This window comes from Micromonospora sp. NPDC005324, from assembly GCF_040607155.1.
Classification (GTDB): Bacteria; Actinomycetota; Actinomycetes; order Mycobacteriales; family Micromonosporaceae; genus Micromonospora; species Micromonospora trifolii.
In genome coordinates this window covers 19,121-35,117 of the sequence record NZ_JBEXGE010000020.1, presented here as the reverse complement: position 1 = coordinate 35,117, position 15,997 = coordinate 19,121, and the positions used below count along the sequence as shown (strand labels likewise).

Below are 15,997 nucleotides of genomic sequence, written 5' to 3'. Positions count from 1 at the left end.
TCGGGGGCGGATGGCAGGATCGCAGGCGTGCGACGATCCTCATCAGCGGGGCGGCCGGCCGCCGGCGGCCGGGCCCCTCGGCAGCGCGCCGGCGACGCCGAGCAGCTCGGCTTCGAGGGCATGCCGGAGCGGCTGTTCGTCTGCACCCCGAGCAAGCTCGGCGCGTACGCGGACTGCCCGCGTCGCTACCGCTACTCCTACGTCGAACGGCCCGCCCCACCCAAGGGCCCGCCGTGGGCGCACAACTCGCTCGGCGCCAGCGTGCACACCGCCCTGAAGAACTGGTATGCGCTGCCCGCCGACCGGCGGCGCCCCGAGGCGCTGGCCACGTTGCTCAAGGGCACCTGGGTCCGCGAGGGCTACCGCGACGACGAGCAGGAGCGGGCCGCCTACCGGCGGGCGTTGGGGTGGCTTGAGGCGTACGTCGAGACGCTGGAGCCGGATTCCGACCCGCTCGGTGTGGAGCGGGTGGTGGCGGTCAAGACCGCGGTGCTGGCGTTCAACGGCCGCGCCGACCGGATCGACTCGCGGCCGGGCCCGGAGGGGCCGGAGCTGGTCATCGTCGACTACAAGACCGGTCGCACCGGGTTGGACACGGACGACGCCCGGGGCTCGCAGGCGCTGGCGCTCTACGCGTACGCCGCCGAGCGGGTGTTCCGTCGCCCGTGCCGCCGGGTGGAGCTGCACCACCTGCCGACCGGCACGGTCGCCGGCCACGACCACACCGTCGAGTCACTGGCCCGACAACTGACCCGTGCGGAAGAGACAGCCCGCGACATCATGGCCGCCGAGCGGGCAGTCGCCGACGGCGCCGACGCGGACGAGGCTTTCCCGGTGGCACCCGGCCCGCGCTGTGGCTGGTGCGACTTCCGGCGGCACTGCCCGACGGGCGCGCAGGTCCCGGGCAAGGAGCCGTGGGCGGCCATGGACCGGCCCGCCGACGGCTGATCCCGCCGCCGAGGGTCGGGTCAGCCGGCCAGCGAGGCCGCGGCGTGCCGCGCGGCTCGCTCCTTGGCTGCCTGTATCAACGGCCCCTCCAGGTAGCGGCGGGGGACGGCGGCGAACGCGAGCCGCAGTGCGCGCACTGTCAGGTCCGCCGACAGCGCCGTCGTCGGTAGACCGAGACCTCCGTACATCCGGTGTGCCCACGTCGGCAGCAGCGCGAACGCGGTGCTGGCGATACCCAGGTACGCCCAGCGTGGCGGGCCCAGAGTGAGCCCCAGCCGGACCGGCAGGCTGAGCTTCCACGGCAGCGGTGGGGCGGTGAGGAATACCGCCGTCTCGGCGGCCTCCCGGGTCATCCGCAACTGTGGCCGTACGGCCCTGTAGTAGTCCGCGACCTCGGCGGCGGTCCCCGGGACGGTGGCCGGGTCCAGGCCGACCAGGGCGGCGGCGCGGCGCTGCTCGGTGTAGTAGCCGTCCACCTCGTCGTCGCTCAGCGGCAGCCCGGCACGTCGGGCCGTGCTCAGGAACGACTCGACCTCGGTCACGTGCACCCAGCGCAGCAGGTCCGGTTCGTCGATCCGGAACCGCTCACCGGTGAGCGTGTCGGTGGCCCGCAGCCGGTCGTGCAGGCGGCGCAGCCGGGCCCCGGCGGCCTCCGCCTCGGCGGTGGTCCCGTAGACGGTGGTCGCCACGTAGGTGGCGGTGCGGATCAGTCGGCCCCAGGCGTCGGTGCGGTAGTTGCTGTTCTGCGCGACCCCGGCCATGGCCCGGGGGTGCAACGCCTGAAGGTAGAGCGAGCGTAGGCCGGCGACGATCAGGATCGGCTCGTCGTGCACCTTCCACGTGACCGAACCCGGACCGAAGAGGCCGAGGTCATCGGAGTTCACCGTCCAAGAGTGCCACGGTCGAGCCGGCCTCGCCGTTCACCTGCCGCCGGTGCCGTGCCTGGACTGCGGCGTCGCCGGTCAGACGTCGGCGGAGCGGCGGGCCCGGCAGCCAGGGCAGAGGCCCCAGAAGGTCACCTCGGCCTCGTCCACCTCGAACCCGTGCGCGCTGTTCGGCTCCAGGCACGGGGCGCTGCCCACCGCGCAGTCGATGTCGGCGATCTCGCCGCAGCCCCGGCAGACCACGTGGTGGTGGTTGTCGCCCACCCGCGCCTCATAGCGGGCGGGACTGCCCGCCGGCTCGATCCGGCGCGACAGCCCGGCCCGGGACAGCGCGCCCAGCACGTCGTAGACCGCCTGGGTGGAGACCGAGTCGAGGCGTTCGCGAACCCGCCGGGTGATCTCGTCGACCTCCAGATGGCCGCCGCCGGCCAGCACGTCGAGCACCGCGAGGCGTGGCCGCGTGACACGCAGGCCCCTCGACCGCAGGAGCTCCTCGGCACCGGACATTGGCCAATGACAGCACGCCCGGTCCGCATCGACAACCGTCGCCCGCTCCGGGTGGCCACCGACACAGCAAGGCAGGATCGGGAGTACGGCCCAGCGGATGAACCCGATCGACGCGGCGCGCGTGTCACCGGTCGAGAGCCTGGGGACGATCGGCGGACCATAGGCTGACCACCCCTGACCATGATCCACCTGGAGGGTTCGATGTTCGAGGAGATCCTGGGTCTACCGGTGCACGTCCTGGTAATCCACGCGGTCGTCGTGTTCGTGCCGCTGCTGGCGGTGCTGGCCATCGCGTACGTGGGGCTGCCGCGGTGGCGGCACCGGCTGGACTGGGCCCTGGGCCTCCTCGCCGTGGCCGCGCCGGTGACCGCCTACGTCGCGGTCAAGTCGGGTGAGGCACTCACCGACGCGCTGGTGGTCCGGGGCTTCCAGGGGCCGATCCTCGATCAGATCTTCGAGCACTCCCGTTACGGCGACATCCTGTTCCGCATCGTGGTGCCGCTCGGGATCGTGGCCATCCTGCTGCTCGTGGCGACGAGTGGGCACCCTCGGGTGCCGCAACTGCCCGCGCTGGTCATCCCGGTGCTGGCGGTAGCGACGGTGGGCCTTGCCATCGCCGCCCTGATCTACGTCTACCTGACCGGTCACTCCGGCACCGAGACCGTCTGGGGCACCACCCTCTGAGCTGCCGCTCTCTGCTGCTGCCCGGGGGTGGGCATCAGAAGACGACTCGCGAGCAGAGCAGACAGAGCAGAACCAGCAGCACCACGCCGGCCGCCGCGCCGAAGCCGTAGGTGACCCGCTGCGAACGCTGCTCGGCCGCGTCCAGGCCGGCCATGTCCTGCTGTGGCAGCTGTCGCGGTGCCGCCGGCTGCAGATGTACGGGTGGACGCCAACCCGCCGGCGGCGGCACGCTCGGTGGCGGGCCGGAGTATCCGCTGGCAGTGCGCCCCGTCGGCGGTGGGCCGGTCTGCCCGGTCGGTGGGGTGGTCGCGGGCCCGGCGGCAGGTTGGTCCGCCAGCGCGTCGTCACCGGTGTCGGGCCGTCGCCAGTAGTCGTCCGGGGTGCTGCCACCGCTGGGGGTCGTCACGCCGTCCGACGCTACCAACGCGACCGGCGGCCCGGTCGCTTCTGGCCGGCGTGCCACTGTCGGTGGTCCGGCTGGTTCTGGCCGCCGCGCCCACTGTCGATGGCCGGTCCACCGCCGTCGGCTGCGCTAGTCTTGCCGCTCGTGAGCACCGAGGACCCTGGCACGCACGGCGCACCTGGAGACGACGACCGCGCCGTCGACCTGAGCGAAGACTTCGTGGTGCTGCCCGAGCAGACCACTGACGACACCGACCGTGGTTGGGGCGAGCGGTCGGGCGGCAACGACGACTGGCTGCTCGCGGAACGCCCCCCGCACTGGGACTGACCCCGGCGGCGCGGCCAGACCCTCACGACATCGATCCGACAGCCGACAGTGGGATGACCGGGTCGGACGGTCTCGCAGCGGAACCTGCCCCGTCGTGGTCGTACCCGTCGGTGAGCGGGTCAGCGCCCTCGGGTTGCGGCCCCCGGTGACGGCGGCGGAGTCTGTGCTGGCGGGGTTCGGTCTGCCATCGAGGGTGCGTCGGAGGGAACGGCGGCCGGCGGGCATCCGGCCGGGGTGTGCAGGACTGCGGCGGCCAGGCCGAGCAGCGCGGCGACCAGACCGGCCCGGAGCAGGGCGCGGCCGCCGGGCCGAGTGAGCTGGCGCAGCGGGCGCAACGCCCGCGCGGAATCCGGATCGAGCATCGCCTCTGCCGCCTCCCGTCCCCGAGCGCCACAGTGGCACCCCTGGACGGCAGGCTAGGCAGTTCCAACCGCCGCGGCAGACCCTCTGGCCGACGCCTGTGGACAACCGCGTGGCCTGTGGATAACGCCCATCCGTCGGTGCGATCTGCTACGGCACCCGCCTCGACCGACTCGGGATCAAGGAATCTGGGCGGTCGGAGCGGTGGGAACAGGCCGACTTCCTAAAACCTGAGTTGATTGAGGCCCGACCCGAGGTGGGTCGGGCCTTCGGCGATCAGGACGTGGAGCTTGCCGCCGCCGCCTTGCCGCCGCCCGATCCACCCGAGGAGGACGACGAGCCCGACGACGACCCCGAAGAGGACGACGAGCCCGAGGACGACCCGGACGAGGACGAGGACCCCGACGAGGACGACGAGGACGAGCTGTCACCGGAGGACGACTCGGACTTCGCCGGCTTGGTGGCCGTGCCGCCGGCCGTCGCCTCGGAACCGGACGCCCGGGAGTCGGTGCGGTAGAAGCCCGAACCCTTGAAGACGATGCCGACCGAGTTGAAGACCTTGCGCAGCCGCCCCTGACACGCCGGGCACTCGGTCAGCGGCTCGTCAGAGAAGGACTGCACCGCCTCGAGCTGGTGACCGCACGTGGTGCAGGCGTACTGGTACGTGGGCACGTTCTCCTCCGGATCTGGGCTCGGCCAGTTGGCACTCGACGTATTCGAGTGCCAATGGTGCGTCATTCGGCCCGGGTTCGTCCAGCGGACGTGTGGGGCGCGACACCGTCCGCCGCATCCGGGCCGCCATCAAGCGTACGCACCCCGTCGGCGGGGGTGACGACCGCGCGCACCCGACGGTCGTGTGGCTCCGCCGGCAGCGCCTCGACCAGCTCACCGTCGTGCAGCGGCACCACGGTCAGGGCCGCCTCGGGTACCCGGGCGAGTGCGCGGTCGTACGAGCCGCCGCCGCGCCCGAGCCGCCGACCGTTGTGGTCGACCGCGAGAGCCGGTACGACCACCAGCTCCGCGTGTGCCACGGCGGTCACCCCGAGACGGGCACCGACTGGTTCTCGGATACCCCGACCCGCGGCGATCAAGGCAGCCGGCCCGGTATACGCCGCCCAGTCCAGATCCAGATCGGCGAGGAGCACCGGCAGCAGCAACTCGGCGTCCGCCGGCAGGGCTGCCCGCAGTACCTCGGGCAGGTCGGCGCCGCCCGGTTCGGAGCCGACCGGCACGTACGCCGTCATCCGGTGTGGGCGCAGCCGGCGTACCAGGGCGACCAGCTCGGCCTGCACGCGCCCGGCGGCGGCCGCCCGGGTCTCGGCGGGCAGCGACCGGCGACGAGCGAGCAGTTCGACACGGGTGTCCCGCTTCGCCATTCGGGTCACTTCCGCTCCATCAGAAAATTCCGGCACGCAACACTCCTGACGCAACGCCTCTCCCACGGTTGCTCTGTGTCAGCATCGCAAGCAACGGAGGCGGAACTTCCGGGGGGACCGAGTGACGCTACGCGGGCGGTTGACGGCAGCCTTCCTCGTTGTGGTGCTCGGGCCGGTCCTGCTCGGCGCACTCTTCGTCGCCTCCACCGTCGCTGCTGTCGACCGCAGCCGCTCCACCGAGCGCCTGGCGGTGGCGGCGTCCACAGTGCGGACCTCGGTCGACGCGCTCTGCCAACAGCTACGCGCCACCGCCGACGCGGTGGCGCTCACCGCCGATCCGGCTGTCGCCGCCGCGCAACTGGTCGGCCGGGGTCTGGCCGCCGCGGTGCTGATCACCGACGTGTCCGGTCAGGTCACCTACGTCTCGCCCGGTGCGCCGTCGACCCCGTGGCAGGACTGCGCCGGCTCGACCGAAGGCACGAACGGAAGCTCGGACCCAGGCTCGACCGGCCCGGTCCGTGCGCTGGCAGCCCAGGTCGACCTGCACGATCGCGCCGGCACCCGGCTGGGCACGGTGACCGCCGCGCAACTGGTCGACCCGGCCTTCGTGGCCCGACTGGCGGCGGTGACCGGGGTGGCGGTCACACTGCTCGACAGTGGGACGAGCACCGCGCGGGTCACCCACACGACCGAGTCCCGTGACGTCCGCGACGCGGTACTGGCCGCCGCCGTCGGCGTTCGGGGCGAGCAGGTCACCGAGACCAACGAGGGTCGGTACGTGCGCCGGCTCGGGCCCACCGACGCGCAGCCGCTGCCGCTGGTGCTCTCCGTGCCCAGCAAACGGCCACCGGGGCTGCACGCCACGCTGGTCGGGGTGGTCGTGCTGGCCGGGCTGCTCGCCGTGCTGACCGCCTGGAGACTGGCCCGGGTGACCACCCGGCCGCTGGCGGAGTTGGCCGGTGCTGTCGACCGGGTGGCGCAGGGCGACCTGACCGCCCGGGTGCCGGTACGCAGTCGCGACGAGTTGGGACGGTTGGCCGCCGCTTTCAACCGGATGACCCGGGAGACCGGCTCCTACGTCGCGGCGTTGACCAGCAACCGGGATCAGTTGCGCGGGCACCTCGCGGTGCTCGGCGACACCCTGGCCAGCACGCACGACCTGCAACGCATCCTGCGGGTGATCCTGCGCAGTGCCATCGGGGCCACCGGTGCGCGTGCCGGTGCCGTGCTGCTGGTGGAGACCGGCGGGGTGCTGGTCGCGCAGTGCACCGAGGGGTTGGACGGGCGCTGGCCGGCCGAGGCGGCCGACGGGTCGCAGACGCTCCGGGTGCCGGTCGGCGTCGGCGTGGTCGGTGAGGTCGCGGCAACCGGGGAACCGCAGCGGGGCAGGGCGGAGCCGACCGAGGCGCCAACGGGTGAGCCACGCTGCCGGACCTACGTCGCGGTTCCGTTCGCCGCCCCGCCCGGCGGTGCCACGGCCACCCTCGGCGGACCCTCGGGGCCGGTCGACGAGGCGGGCGCGGCGGCCGCGCTCGGCGTTCTGGCCCTCTACGACCGGCTGGGCGCCGACGAGTTCGACGACGACGACCTTGCCACCCTGCGCACCTTCGCCGGCCACGCGGCCGTGGCGGTGGACAACGTCCGGGTGCACGAGGAGGCGCAGCGGCTCTCCCTCACCGACCCGCTCACCGGGCTGTGGAACTACAGGTACCTGCGTGAGTCGATCCGGCGGGAGGTGGAACGGGCCAGCCGATTCGGGCGGATGCTCAGCGTCCTCGCGCTGGACCTGGACCGGTTCAAGGACGTCAACGACACCTACGGGCACGCCGCGGGGGACACCGTGCTGGCCGAGTTCGCCCGCCGGGTGCGCGGGGAGATCCGTGAGGTCGACCTGGCGTTCCGCCAGGGCGGTGAGGAGTTCGTACTGCTGCTGCCGGAGACCGACGCGCGGGGCGCGGCGATCGTGGCCGAGCGGCTCGGCGCGGCGGTGCGCGACACGCCCATCGCCGTCGAGGCGTACACCGGGCCGGTCCTGGTCACCGTGTCGGTGGGCATCGCCGTGTTCCCGGACCACGGCAGCACCGGGCGGGAGGTGCTGGAGGCCGCCGACGACGCGCTCTACGCGGCCAAGGCGGCGGGCCGCGACACGTACCGGGTCGCCGAGGTGCGCTCGGATCTGCCGACCCGGGAGATTCCGGTGCTCGCGTGTGCGGTGAGCCCACCCGACGGGCTACCGCGCGCCGGCCAGCCGGTGCAGGCCAGTCGGGAGCCGGGCGGGCCCGCCCGGTCCGACCCGGCGGTGGGCGTACCGGAATCAGCGCTGGCGGGCCCGGCGCACGCCCGACCGGATTCGGCCGACGACACGCCGGACAGCGCGACGGGCGCGGCGCGGGCCGGCCCGGACGCGGCCCGGCCGGGGCCGGGTGGCGGCGCGTCTTCTGGGCCACACCCGCCGCGGCAGAGCCGTGGCCGATAGTCTCGCGGCATGTCGGAGCACTCAGCGAACCCCTCATCGACGGTCGCCGCAAACGGCCGTCCCCTGGCGGTCAAGGCCGTCATCCCGGCCGCCGGACTGGCCACCCGGTTCCTGCCGGCCACCAAGGCGGTGCCCAAGGAGCTGCTGCCGGTGGTGGATCGGCCGGTGTTGCAGTACATCGTCGAGGAGGCCACGCAGGCCGGCATCGGTGACGTGTTGCTGATCACCGGTCGGGGTAAGACGTCGATGGTGGACCACTTCGACCGTCGCCCGGACCTGGAGACCAGGTTGGAGGAGAAGGGCGACTCCGAGCGGTTGGCCGCCGTGCGTCGGCCCAGCGAGCTGGCCGAGATCTACACGGTGCGGCAGCCCGAGCAGCTCGGGCTCGGCCACGCCATCGGGTACGCCGAGTCGCACGTCGGCGACCAGCCCTTCGCGGTGCTGCTCGGCGACGAGTTCGTCAAGCCGTCGGAGCCGCTGCTGCCGGCGATGCTGGAGCTGCAGGCCCGCACCGGCGGTGTGGTGCTCGCCTTCTTCGAGGTCGACCCGGCCGAGACCAAGCGGTACGGGATCGCCTCGGTCGAGCCGGCCGAGTCGGAGCTGACCGACATCGGCGAGGTCGTCAAGGTGACCGGGATGGTGGAGAAGCCGCAGCCCGAGGACGCCCCGAGCAACCTCGCGGTGCTCGGCCGCTACGTGTTGCCCGGCAAGATCTTCGACGCGATCCGGCGGACCAAGCCGGGCAGCGGCGGCGAGATCCAGCTGACCGACGCGATGGAGCTGCTGCGTACCGAGGGCATCCCGGTGCACGCGATCGTCTACCGGGGCACCCGCTACGACACCGGCATGCCGCTGGGCTACCTCCAGACCGTGGTGCAGATCGCCGCCGAGCGCGACGACCTGGGCGCCGAGTTCCGGTCCTGGCTGGCCGACTTCGTCAAGGCCGACGCGGCAGGCGGATCTGGTACATGACCGCGACGGCCGACGCCGAGGCGGCCGCGAACGAGTTGACGCCGCTCGCCGACTACCTGGGCAGCGTGCTGCGCAGGTTGCGCGCGCTGCCGCCACTCGACCTCGACCTCACCCAGGCGCATGGCAACGTCCTCGCCGAGGACGTCGTCGCGCCGCACGCCTTCCCGGCCTTCGACCAGGCGGCCGTGGACGGCTACGCCGCGCGCTGGGAGGACATTTCCGGAGGGGGCCGGGGGCCGAGTTACGTCCCGGCCCCCTCCGGCACGCCCGGTGGCCGCACCATCCGGCTCAACGTGGTCGGCGATCTCGGCGCCGCGAGCTGGCGGCCGGTCCGGCTCACCCCCGGCTCGTGTTTCTCGGTGGCCGCCGGGGCGCCGCTGCCGGTCGCCGCGGACGTCGTGGTCCCGGTGGAGTGGACCGACCAGGGCATGGCCGCGGTGGAGATCTTCCGAACCCCCAAACGGGGGTACGGAGTACGCCGGGCGGGTGAGGAGCTGCCCGCCGGCACCCTGCTCGCTCGGGCCGGCACCTACGTGTCCCCGGCCCTGGTCGCCGTCTTCGCGGCGACCGGCATCGGGCACGTGGTGGTCCGGCCCAGTCCACGGGTGGTCATCGTGGCCACCGGTGACGAACTCGTCGACGTGGGCCGGGGCAGTCAGCCCGGTCAGGTGGTGGACGCGAACTCGCACGCGCTGACCGCCGCCGCGGCCGAGGTGGGCGCGCTGGCGTACCGGGTGGGTATCTGCGACGACGACCCGGAGGGGCTGCGCGGGCTGCTGGAGGACCAGACGCTGCGCGCCGACCTGATCATCACCACCGGTGGCACCGGCACCGGCCCCGGGGACATGGTGCGCCGGATCCTCTCCCGCCGCGAGGGCGGTCGCGTCGGGCCGGTCACCTTCACCGACGTGGCGCTCTATCCCGGCACCGCGCTCGGGTTCGGCACTGTCGGCGCCGAGGAGGTGCCGGTGGTCTGCCTGCCCGGCGACCCGGGCGCTGCGTTGATCGGCTTCGAGGTGCTGGCCCGCCCCGCCATCCAACTGCTCGCCGGCGCCGAGCCGGTGTTCCGACCCAGTGTGCGCGCACACCTGCTGGAGACCGTGTCGTCGCCGACGGGGCTGCGCGAGTTCCGGCCGGCGCACGTCGCCGAGCGGCGCGGCGGCGGGTACACGGTCCAGCCGCTCAGCGGCGGGCCGTTCACCCTCTCCGGTTTGGCCGAGGCCAACGGGCTGCTGGTGCTCGGGGAGCGGGTCACCACGGCGGCGGCCGGCTCCACAGTGGACGTCCTGCTACTGGACCGCCGCCGGTGACGCGTCCCGGCCGGTCCGCTCGCGGCCCGCGTCGGGCGCTCGTCGGATCCGTGCGGTGAACGCGGTGGGGCCACTTGCGCGCGACACGGTCCCGCGCGGGAGACTGTGCGGGTGAGTCTCTTCGGACCCGCGCGGGCACCCGGCTGGCCGGTGGAGCTGGCCGACGGCCCGGTGCTGCTGCGGCCCTACCGGCGCTCCGACGCTGCGGCGTGGTCGGAGGTGCGGCGGGCCAACCGGGCCTGGTTGGCACCCTGGGAGTCGTCGCTGCCCGGCGGTTGGGACGAGTTGAATTCGCCCGCCGCGTTCCGTTGGGTGCACCGTGACCAGCGACGTTCGGCCCGCGAGGGTGAGGGCTTGCCGTTCGCGGTCTGCCTGCGTGAGGCCGACCGGGACCGGCTGGTCGGGCACGTCAACGTGGGAAGCATCGTGCGGCGGGCGCTCTGCTCCGGCTACGTCGGCTACTGGGTGGACGCGCGGGTCGCCGGCCGGGGTGTGATCCCGACGGCGCTCGCGCTCGCCGTGGACCACGCGTTCGGCCCGGGCGGGCTGCACCGGGTGGAGGTGAACATCCGTCCGGAGAACCGGCCGTCCCGGCGGGTGGTGGAGAAGTTGGGCTTCCGCGAGGAGTCGTACCACGTGCGCTACATGCACATCGACGGCGCGTGGCGGGACCACATCGGGTACGCGATGACGAGTGAGGAAATCGCCGCCGAGGGTGGCCTGTTGGCACGCTGGCACCGGCTGCGCGCCAACGCGCGGTAGGAGGATTTCCCGACCTCCGCCCACTCGTCCCACGGACGGGATCGGCGCGGCGCGGTGGCATCCCGGTCGGCGCGCCGTAACCTCAAGTAACTGCAAGCTGCGGCAAGCGCTCCCCGGCTGGACGATCCACGCGCCCAGGCGCGATCGGTGGAAGATCCTGCGGCCGGATGGCGGTTGCTTCGAATTCGGTGACGGGAGGGGTGAGGGTGCCGACCTCGGTGCTCCTCGCCGTCCTCGCCGCCGCCGGCCTGCTCGCCCTGGCTCCGGCGTTGGTTCGCCGGTACGACGCCACCGAGCGGCTGGTGGCGGAGCGGGCGCAGTCGACGGCGCGGGTGCTCCAGCGCCGCCGGCGGCGCCGCACTGTGCCGGGACGGCGACCCGTCCATCTTCCGCGCTCACTGGTCGTCACCCTGAGTGAAAACGCGACTACTGGCGCGTTGAGCGCGCCGGTCTCCGCGCCCCCGGCCGGCCGCCGCTCCGGTCGGCTGCGCGCCGTGCCCGCCGCGTCCAAGCGGTCCCGTCGCCGCCCGCCACCGCGCCGACAGCACACCCCCGCCGTGTACCGGCGTCGCCGGGTGCTCGCCGCCCTGCTGCTCCTCAACGTCGTCGAGCTGATCGGCGTGCTGTTCGTCAGCCCCGGCTTCTGGGTCGGCTTCGGGGTCACCTTCCTGCTCCTGGCCCTGTACGTCGTCCACCTGCGGGGTCAGGCCCTCGCCGGGCGTCGCCGCCGCCGTGCCCGAGCCCGGGAGGCCGCCTGGTTGGCCGACCGGCAGGCCGAGGTGCGCCGGGAGCAGGCCCGCCGGGCTGCGGCCCGCCGGGAGGCGCAGCGCCGCCTGGCCGCCCAGCGCGAGGGGGTACGCCGAGCCGCCATGGGCCTGGACCGGCCGGGCGACCTGCCGGCAGCGGTCAACGGCGGATCGGTCTCGTACCGGCGGTCGGGCGGCCTGCGCGGCCGCCCCTACGAGGCCGGCCGAGGCGCCTGACCCGGTCCCGCCGACCGTGCCCTGGTCGCGGCCGTCCCCCGGCCTGGGCTCGGTCGCGGCGGCTGGCTTGATCCACTCGGGTTCCTGAAAGTCGTGTGGTCGCGGCGTCCGGGATGCCCCGATTTCCAGGAACCCGAGTCGATCTTCGCAAAGGCCGGAGCATCGGGCGGGGGGCGGATTCGCGGTGGAGCCCGGCGACCTGTTAGCCTTGCTGCCGGCCCGCCCGGTGTAAGCCGGGTGGGACCGAAGCCGGTTCGCCGGCGGGGGGCTGTGGCGCAGACTGGTAGCGCACCTCGTTCGCATCGAGGGGGTCAGGGGTTCAAATCCCCTCAGCTCCACCCCAGGTAAAAAGGCCGTCTCCCGTGTGGGAGGCGGCCTTTTTCGATCTTGCGTAGCGGCAGGCGCGGTGCGTCCCGAACGGGCCCGAACTGGCCCGAACGGTCCCGAACAGCCTATCTGTCGGAAACGGCGATCATCGATGCTCTACTCGATCTCGCGGCGGGTCGTCCCAGTCCTGATCGGATGATCGGGGAGTGCGGCCGACGGCATGCGCGGGTCCTTGACCAGCGGCGACCACCGCAGCTCATACGGAGGCGCGGCGTACCAACGCGTCCGCGGAGCCCTTCCTGTCTCGAGGATCGTCAAGGGGGAGTTGCATGCTCAGGTTCCTACCAAGGGCGGGTGGCCGACGACGTGCCACCGGAGTCGCGCTGGGTGTCCTACTGGTGTCCACGTCCGGTGTGGTGGTCGTGCCGGCGCACGCCGCACCGCCGCAGGCGGCTGCGAAGCCCGCCTCGGCACCACCGGCCCAGCCCGCGTCACCCGGTTCGCCGGAGAAGCGGGTGCTCGGACCGTCGAACGCTCCGGTCAGCCAACTCGCCGGGCCGATTTCAGTCCCGATCGGCACCGGGCCGGTCCGCAACGGAACGTTCAGCACGTTTCACCTGACCGACCGGTTGACCGCCCAGGTGAACACCGGCTCGGGGAACCTGCTCATCCGCAGCACCGACCTGGCCCTGCCCGGCATCGCGGACAACGTGGTGCTGGGTGCCGCGTACAACAGCCTTCTCACCGGTAGTGAGGTCCCCGCCGGCTCGTTGGGTTACAGCTGGCGTACCCGGGCCGGTGTGGACGTCAGGCTGATCAGGGCGGACGACAACTCCGTCACGTACGTCGCGTCCGACGGCGTCATCGGGCGGTTCACCCCGAGCGGGTCCGGCTACACCGCCGCGAAGGAGTTCAAGGCGACGCTCACCACCGACGGCGCCGGCTGGAAGCTGGTCGAGCACGACAGCGGCCGGAAGCTCTTCTTCACCTCCGCCGGGCAGCTGGATCGCAGCCAGGACCGCAACGAGGGCGTGACCGACTACAGCTACGACGGCAGCGGCCGGTTGACCACTGTGACCTCCAACCGAGGCGCCACGGGCGTCCGCACCGCGAAGGTGCTCTACGGCTCGAACGGCTACCTCTCGGCGATCGAGCAGACCGTCGCCGGTGGGCAGTACCGCAGCGTCAGGTACAGCTACGCCAGCAACGGCAACCTGACCCAGATCCGCTCCGCCACCGGAACGGACACCCGTTTCGAGTACGACTCGTTCCGGCGGGTCACCAGGATCTCGGGCGGTATCCAGGGCTCCGCGCTCGGGAACGCCACCACGATCACCTATGACGCGGCACACCGGGTGACCTCGTTGACCCGGGCCTTCCAGCCGGAGAACCCGTCGGTGGGCGCCACCACCCGGTGGGCGTACCAGTCGGCCACCCAGACGCTCGTCGCCGACGCCAACACCAACCAGTCGCAGCCGGTCACGTCGGTGCCGCACAGCACGTACACGGTCAACGCCGACAAGCGGGTGACCGGCCTGGTCGACCCCGACGGCAAGGCCCGCAGCATCTCCTACACGCCCAGCCTCGACGTGGCGTCGACGCAGAGCGGCACCGGCGGCGTCACCAGCATCTCGTACGAGGCGAACGGTGGGCAGTCGCCGACAGTGGTCGTCGCGCCGACCGGGGCGAAGTCCTCCCTCGCCTATGCGAACGTGGCGACACCGACCAACCCGACGGCGAACTTCCAGCCGTCGTCCGGCGCGGACACCCAGGGGAACGCCAGCCTCTACACCTACAACGGGGCGGGTAACCGATTGTCGGCGACGGACGCCCTGGCCGCCGAGGCGAAGGTGGATTACAACACCGACGGCACGATCGCCTCGTCGACCGATCCCGGCAACGGCACGAACAGGACCACCCACCAGTACGACGCCAACAAGCAGCTGACCTCGATCACTCCACCGACGGGGACGACGCTCGGCACCCGTCAGTTCAGCTACGACGAGTTCGGCCGGGTACGCACGACGACCGACGGCACCGGGCGGACCCAGGAGTACGAGTACGACCTGGACGACCGCGTCACCCGGATCAAGTACCCGGACATCCCCGACGTGGCCTACGAGTACGACGGCGGCGGCAACGTCTACGCCCGCATCGACGGCAACGCGTACCAGAACTTCTTCTACGACCGGCTGAACCGGCTCACCGGGCGGCGCACCGGCAGCGTGGGCGGTCTGTGGTACGTCTATGACCCGGTCGGCAACCTCATCGAGCAGCAGGACGAGCGGGGAAGTTCCTTCTACACCTACAACGCCCGCAACCTGCTCACCAAGCTGGTGGCCGCCAACGGCACCTACACCTTCGGCTACGACGATGAGGGACGCCGCACCTCCACCACGTTGGCAGTCTCCGCGGTGAAGGTGGCCGAGACCGTCAACGCCCTCGACCAGTCCGGCCGGATCAGCCGCACCACCAGCAAGCGGTGGCAGGGCGGCACGGCCAGCACCGTCTTCGACGTCTCCTACTGCTACGCCAAGCGGGTCGGCACCGCCGCCTGCTCCACCGCCAAGACCGACGACACCGGCCTGCGGCAGTGGCAGACCGACCACCACCGCGGGGGCGCGGTCAGCTCCTACGCCTATGACAAGGGCAACCGGCTCACCCGGGCCACCGACATCGACGGCAAGACCTACGACTACACGTACGACAGCAACGGCAACCGCACCTCGGAGAAGGTGAACGGGGTCACCAGGCAGACGCTGACGTACAACCCGGGCAACCAGATCACCAGTTCGGGTTACCAGTACGACGGTGCCGGTAACCAGCTCGGCGGTTCGGCGCTGCGCGACTTCGAGTACAACTCCGCCGGGCAGCTGATGCGCGGCTTCACCGCCGGGGGCGCGGAGCTGGGTTGGGCGTACAACGGGGCCGACCAGATCGAGCTGGGCTGGAAGGGCACGCCCCGGTTCGAGTACGAGTACTTCTTCGGCCGCAACGACCAGAACGGTCAGAGCGTGGTGCAGAGCTACACAGTGCCGGGCACCTACGGCCGGCACTACATCGAGCGCGACCAGCTCGGCACGCCGCTCGGCTTCCGAGGCAAGACCGGGAGCACCTTCCACCACTACTTCTACGTGTTCGACGGGCTGGGTTCGGTGGTCGCCCTGATCAAGTACGACGGCTCGCTGTCCGGCTCGTACACCTACGACCCGTACGGCAAGGTGGTGAAGACGGTCGGCAGCAGCAACGAGATCATCGACAACGCCATCGGTTTCGCCAGCGGCACCCGTCACGACGACCTGACCAAGTTCGGTCGGCGCTGGTACGACCCGAACACCGGCCGCTTCACCCAGCAGGACGCCGTTGAGCTCTTGGGGGACGCGAACGAGGGCAACCGCTACGCCTACGCCGCGGACAACCCGGTCAACAACGTCGATCCCACTGGCTTGGACTGCGCGACCACCGTGATCACTGCGCTCGCCGCAGCCGGTGCGACCGTGACAGGCGTCGCCCTAGCTGTTCCGACCGGTGGGGCGAGCGTCGCCGCTTTGGCGTCCGCCTCCCTCTGGTTCACCGGTATCGCGGGAGTTGCTTCAGCGGCCGAGATCAAGGAGGCATGTTCCTGACCGAGCCGGCGGCCGTGCGCCGTCAGTGAGACGGCTCGCGTCATCTGCTGAC

15 protein-coding genes, 1 tRNA gene and 1 pseudogene are annotated in these 15,997 nt (G+C 72.2%); 11 read left to right on the top strand and 6 right to left on the bottom strand.

The features are described from left to right. The first annotated feature begins 27 nt into the window (after positions 1–27). The gene (locus ABZS40_RS21100; RefSeq protein ID WP_354944996.1) at positions 28–948 is read left to right on the top strand and encodes a PD-(D/E)XK nuclease family protein; all 921 of its coding nucleotides are present in this window, start codon (positions 28–30) and stop codon (positions 946–948) included. A 20-nt stretch (positions 949–968) separates the two neighbouring features. On the opposite strand, the gene ABZS40_RS21095 is transcribed toward ABZS40_RS21100, so the two are convergent. Together ABZS40_RS21095 and ABZS40_RS21090 are read right to left on the bottom strand one after the other, a co-directional pair. After that, a complete protein-coding gene (locus tag ABZS40_RS21095) occupies positions 969–1,832 on the bottom strand; it encodes an oxygenase MpaB family protein (protein WP_354944995.1) in 864 nt (287 codons plus the stop codon). 78 nt (positions 1,833–1,910) lie between these two features. Continuing rightward, a complete protein-coding gene (locus ABZS40_RS21090) occupies positions 1,911–2,339 on the bottom strand; it encodes a Fur family transcriptional regulator (protein ID WP_112581661.1) in 429 nt (142 codons plus the stop codon). A gap of 201 nt (positions 2,340–2,540) precedes the next feature. On the opposite strand from ABZS40_RS21090, the gene ABZS40_RS21085 reads away from it, so the two are divergent. Beyond that, positions 2,541–3,023, top strand: a complete 483-nt coding sequence (locus tag ABZS40_RS21085) for a hypothetical protein (protein WP_354945097.1) — start codon at positions 2,541–2,543, stop codon at positions 3,021–3,023. Positions 3,024–3,057: 34 nt separating this feature from the next. Here the strand turns inward: ABZS40_RS21085 and ABZS40_RS21080 are convergent, their stop codons facing one another. Further along, a complete protein-coding gene (locus ABZS40_RS21080) occupies positions 3,058–3,429 on the bottom strand; it encodes a hypothetical protein (protein WP_354944994.1) in 372 nt (123 codons plus the stop codon). A gap of 141 nt (positions 3,430–3,570) precedes the next feature. Here ABZS40_RS21080 and ABZS40_RS21075 point away from each other — a divergent pair, with 141 nt between their 5' ends. Further along, complete coding sequence (locus ABZS40_RS21075; RefSeq protein WP_145787501.1) at positions 3,571–3,753, top strand: hypothetical protein; 183 nt, start codon at positions 3,571–3,573, stop codon at positions 3,751–3,753. Positions 3,754–3,872: 119 nt separating this feature from the next. On the opposite strand, the gene ABZS40_RS21070 is transcribed toward ABZS40_RS21075, so the two are convergent. Then, positions 3,873–4,115, bottom strand: a complete 243-nt coding sequence (locus ABZS40_RS21070) for a hypothetical protein (RefSeq protein ID WP_354944993.1) — start codon at positions 4,113–4,115, stop codon at positions 3,873–3,875. Positions 4,116–4,348: 233 nt separating this feature from the next. Between ABZS40_RS21070 and ABZS40_RS21065 the strand changes: the two genes are divergently transcribed. Continuing rightward, on the top strand, positions 4,349–4,630 hold the full coding sequence (locus tag ABZS40_RS21065) for a hypothetical protein (protein ID WP_354945103.1): 282 nt from the start codon (positions 4,349–4,351) through the stop codon (positions 4,628–4,630). Between the two features lie 14 nt (positions 4,631–4,644). On the opposite strand, the pseudogene ABZS40_RS21060 reads toward ABZS40_RS21065, so the two are convergent. Both ABZS40_RS21060 and ABZS40_RS21055 read right to left on the bottom strand, forming a co-directional pair. Next, positions 4,645–4,851: pseudogene (locus tag ABZS40_RS21060) on the bottom strand (FmdB family zinc ribbon protein); the annotation flags it as partial. Further along, a complete protein-coding gene (locus ABZS40_RS21055; protein WP_354944992.1) occupies positions 4,848–5,525 on the bottom strand; it encodes a 5-formyltetrahydrofolate cyclo-ligase in 678 nt (225 codons plus the stop codon). The pseudogene ABZS40_RS21060 and the gene ABZS40_RS21055, both read right to left, overlap by 4 nt. Positions 5,526–5,610: 85 nt before the next feature. Here ABZS40_RS21055 and ABZS40_RS21050 point away from each other — a divergent pair, with 85 nt between their 5' ends. The 7 genes from ABZS40_RS21050 to ABZS40_RS21020 all read left to right on the top strand — a co-directional run bounded on the left by ABZS40_RS21050 (position 5,611) and on the right by ABZS40_RS21020 (position 15,945). Beyond that, positions 5,611–7,965 (top strand): diguanylate cyclase, encoded by a 2,355-nt coding sequence (locus tag ABZS40_RS21050; RefSeq protein ID WP_354944991.1) that lies wholly within the window; start codon positions 5,611–5,613, stop codon positions 7,963–7,965. Between the two features lie 9 nt (positions 7,966–7,974). Then, positions 7,975–8,937, top strand: a complete 963-nt coding sequence (locus ABZS40_RS21045; RefSeq protein ID WP_354944990.1) for a UTP--glucose-1-phosphate uridylyltransferase — start codon at positions 7,975–7,977, stop codon at positions 8,935–8,937. Further along, positions 8,934–10,247 carry a gephyrin-like molybdotransferase Glp gene (gene glp, locus ABZS40_RS21040; protein ID WP_238680433.1) on the top strand — a complete coding sequence of 438 codons (1,314 nt, stop codon included), beginning with the start codon at positions 8,934–8,936 and terminating at the stop codon, positions 10,245–10,247. The genes ABZS40_RS21045 and glp overlap by 4 nt, the downstream gene beginning before the upstream one ends. 111 nt (positions 10,248–10,358) lie before the next feature. Continuing rightward, positions 10,359–11,009, top strand: a complete 651-nt coding sequence (locus tag ABZS40_RS21035) for a GNAT family protein (protein WP_354944989.1) — start codon at positions 10,359–10,361, stop codon at positions 11,007–11,009. A 200-nt stretch (positions 11,010–11,209) separates the two neighbouring features. Then, positions 11,210–11,992 (top strand): hypothetical protein, encoded by a 783-nt coding sequence (locus tag ABZS40_RS21030; protein ID WP_354944988.1) that lies wholly within the window; start codon positions 11,210–11,212, stop codon positions 11,990–11,992. A gap of 264 nt (positions 11,993–12,256) precedes the next feature. Further along, a tRNA-Ala gene (locus ABZS40_RS21025) sits at positions 12,257–12,330 on the top strand. A 318-nt stretch (positions 12,331–12,648) separates the two neighbouring features. Next, positions 12,649–15,945 (top strand): RHS repeat-associated core domain-containing protein, encoded by a 3,297-nt coding sequence (locus ABZS40_RS21020; RefSeq protein WP_354944987.1) that lies wholly within the window; start codon positions 12,649–12,651, stop codon positions 15,943–15,945. Positions 15,946–15,997 lie beyond the last annotated feature (52 nt).

Bases quoted from the DNA above. Each gene is read 5' to 3' on its own strand.
- ABZS40_RS21090 (WP_112581661.1), bottom strand. From the start codon at position 2,339: ATGTCCGGTGCCGAGGAGCTCCTGCGGTCGAGGGGCCTGCGTGTCACG.
- ABZS40_RS21085 (WP_354945097.1), top strand. From the start codon at position 2,541: ATGTTCGAGGAGATCCTGGGTCTACCGGTGCACGTCCTGGTAATCCAC.
- ABZS40_RS21070 (WP_354944993.1), bottom strand. From the start codon at position 4,115: ATGCTCGATCCGGATTCCGCGCGGGCGTTGCGCCCGCTGCGCCAGCTC.
- ABZS40_RS21045 (WP_354944990.1), top strand. From the start codon at position 7,975: ATGTCGGAGCACTCAGCGAACCCCTCATCGACGGTCGCCGCAAACGGC.
- glp (WP_238680433.1), top strand. From the start codon at position 8,934: ATGACCGCGACGGCCGACGCCGAGGCGGCCGCGAACGAGTTGACGCCG.
- ABZS40_RS21020 (WP_354944987.1), top strand. From the start codon at position 12,649: ATGCTCAGGTTCCTACCAAGGGCGGGTGGCCGACGACGTGCCACCGGA.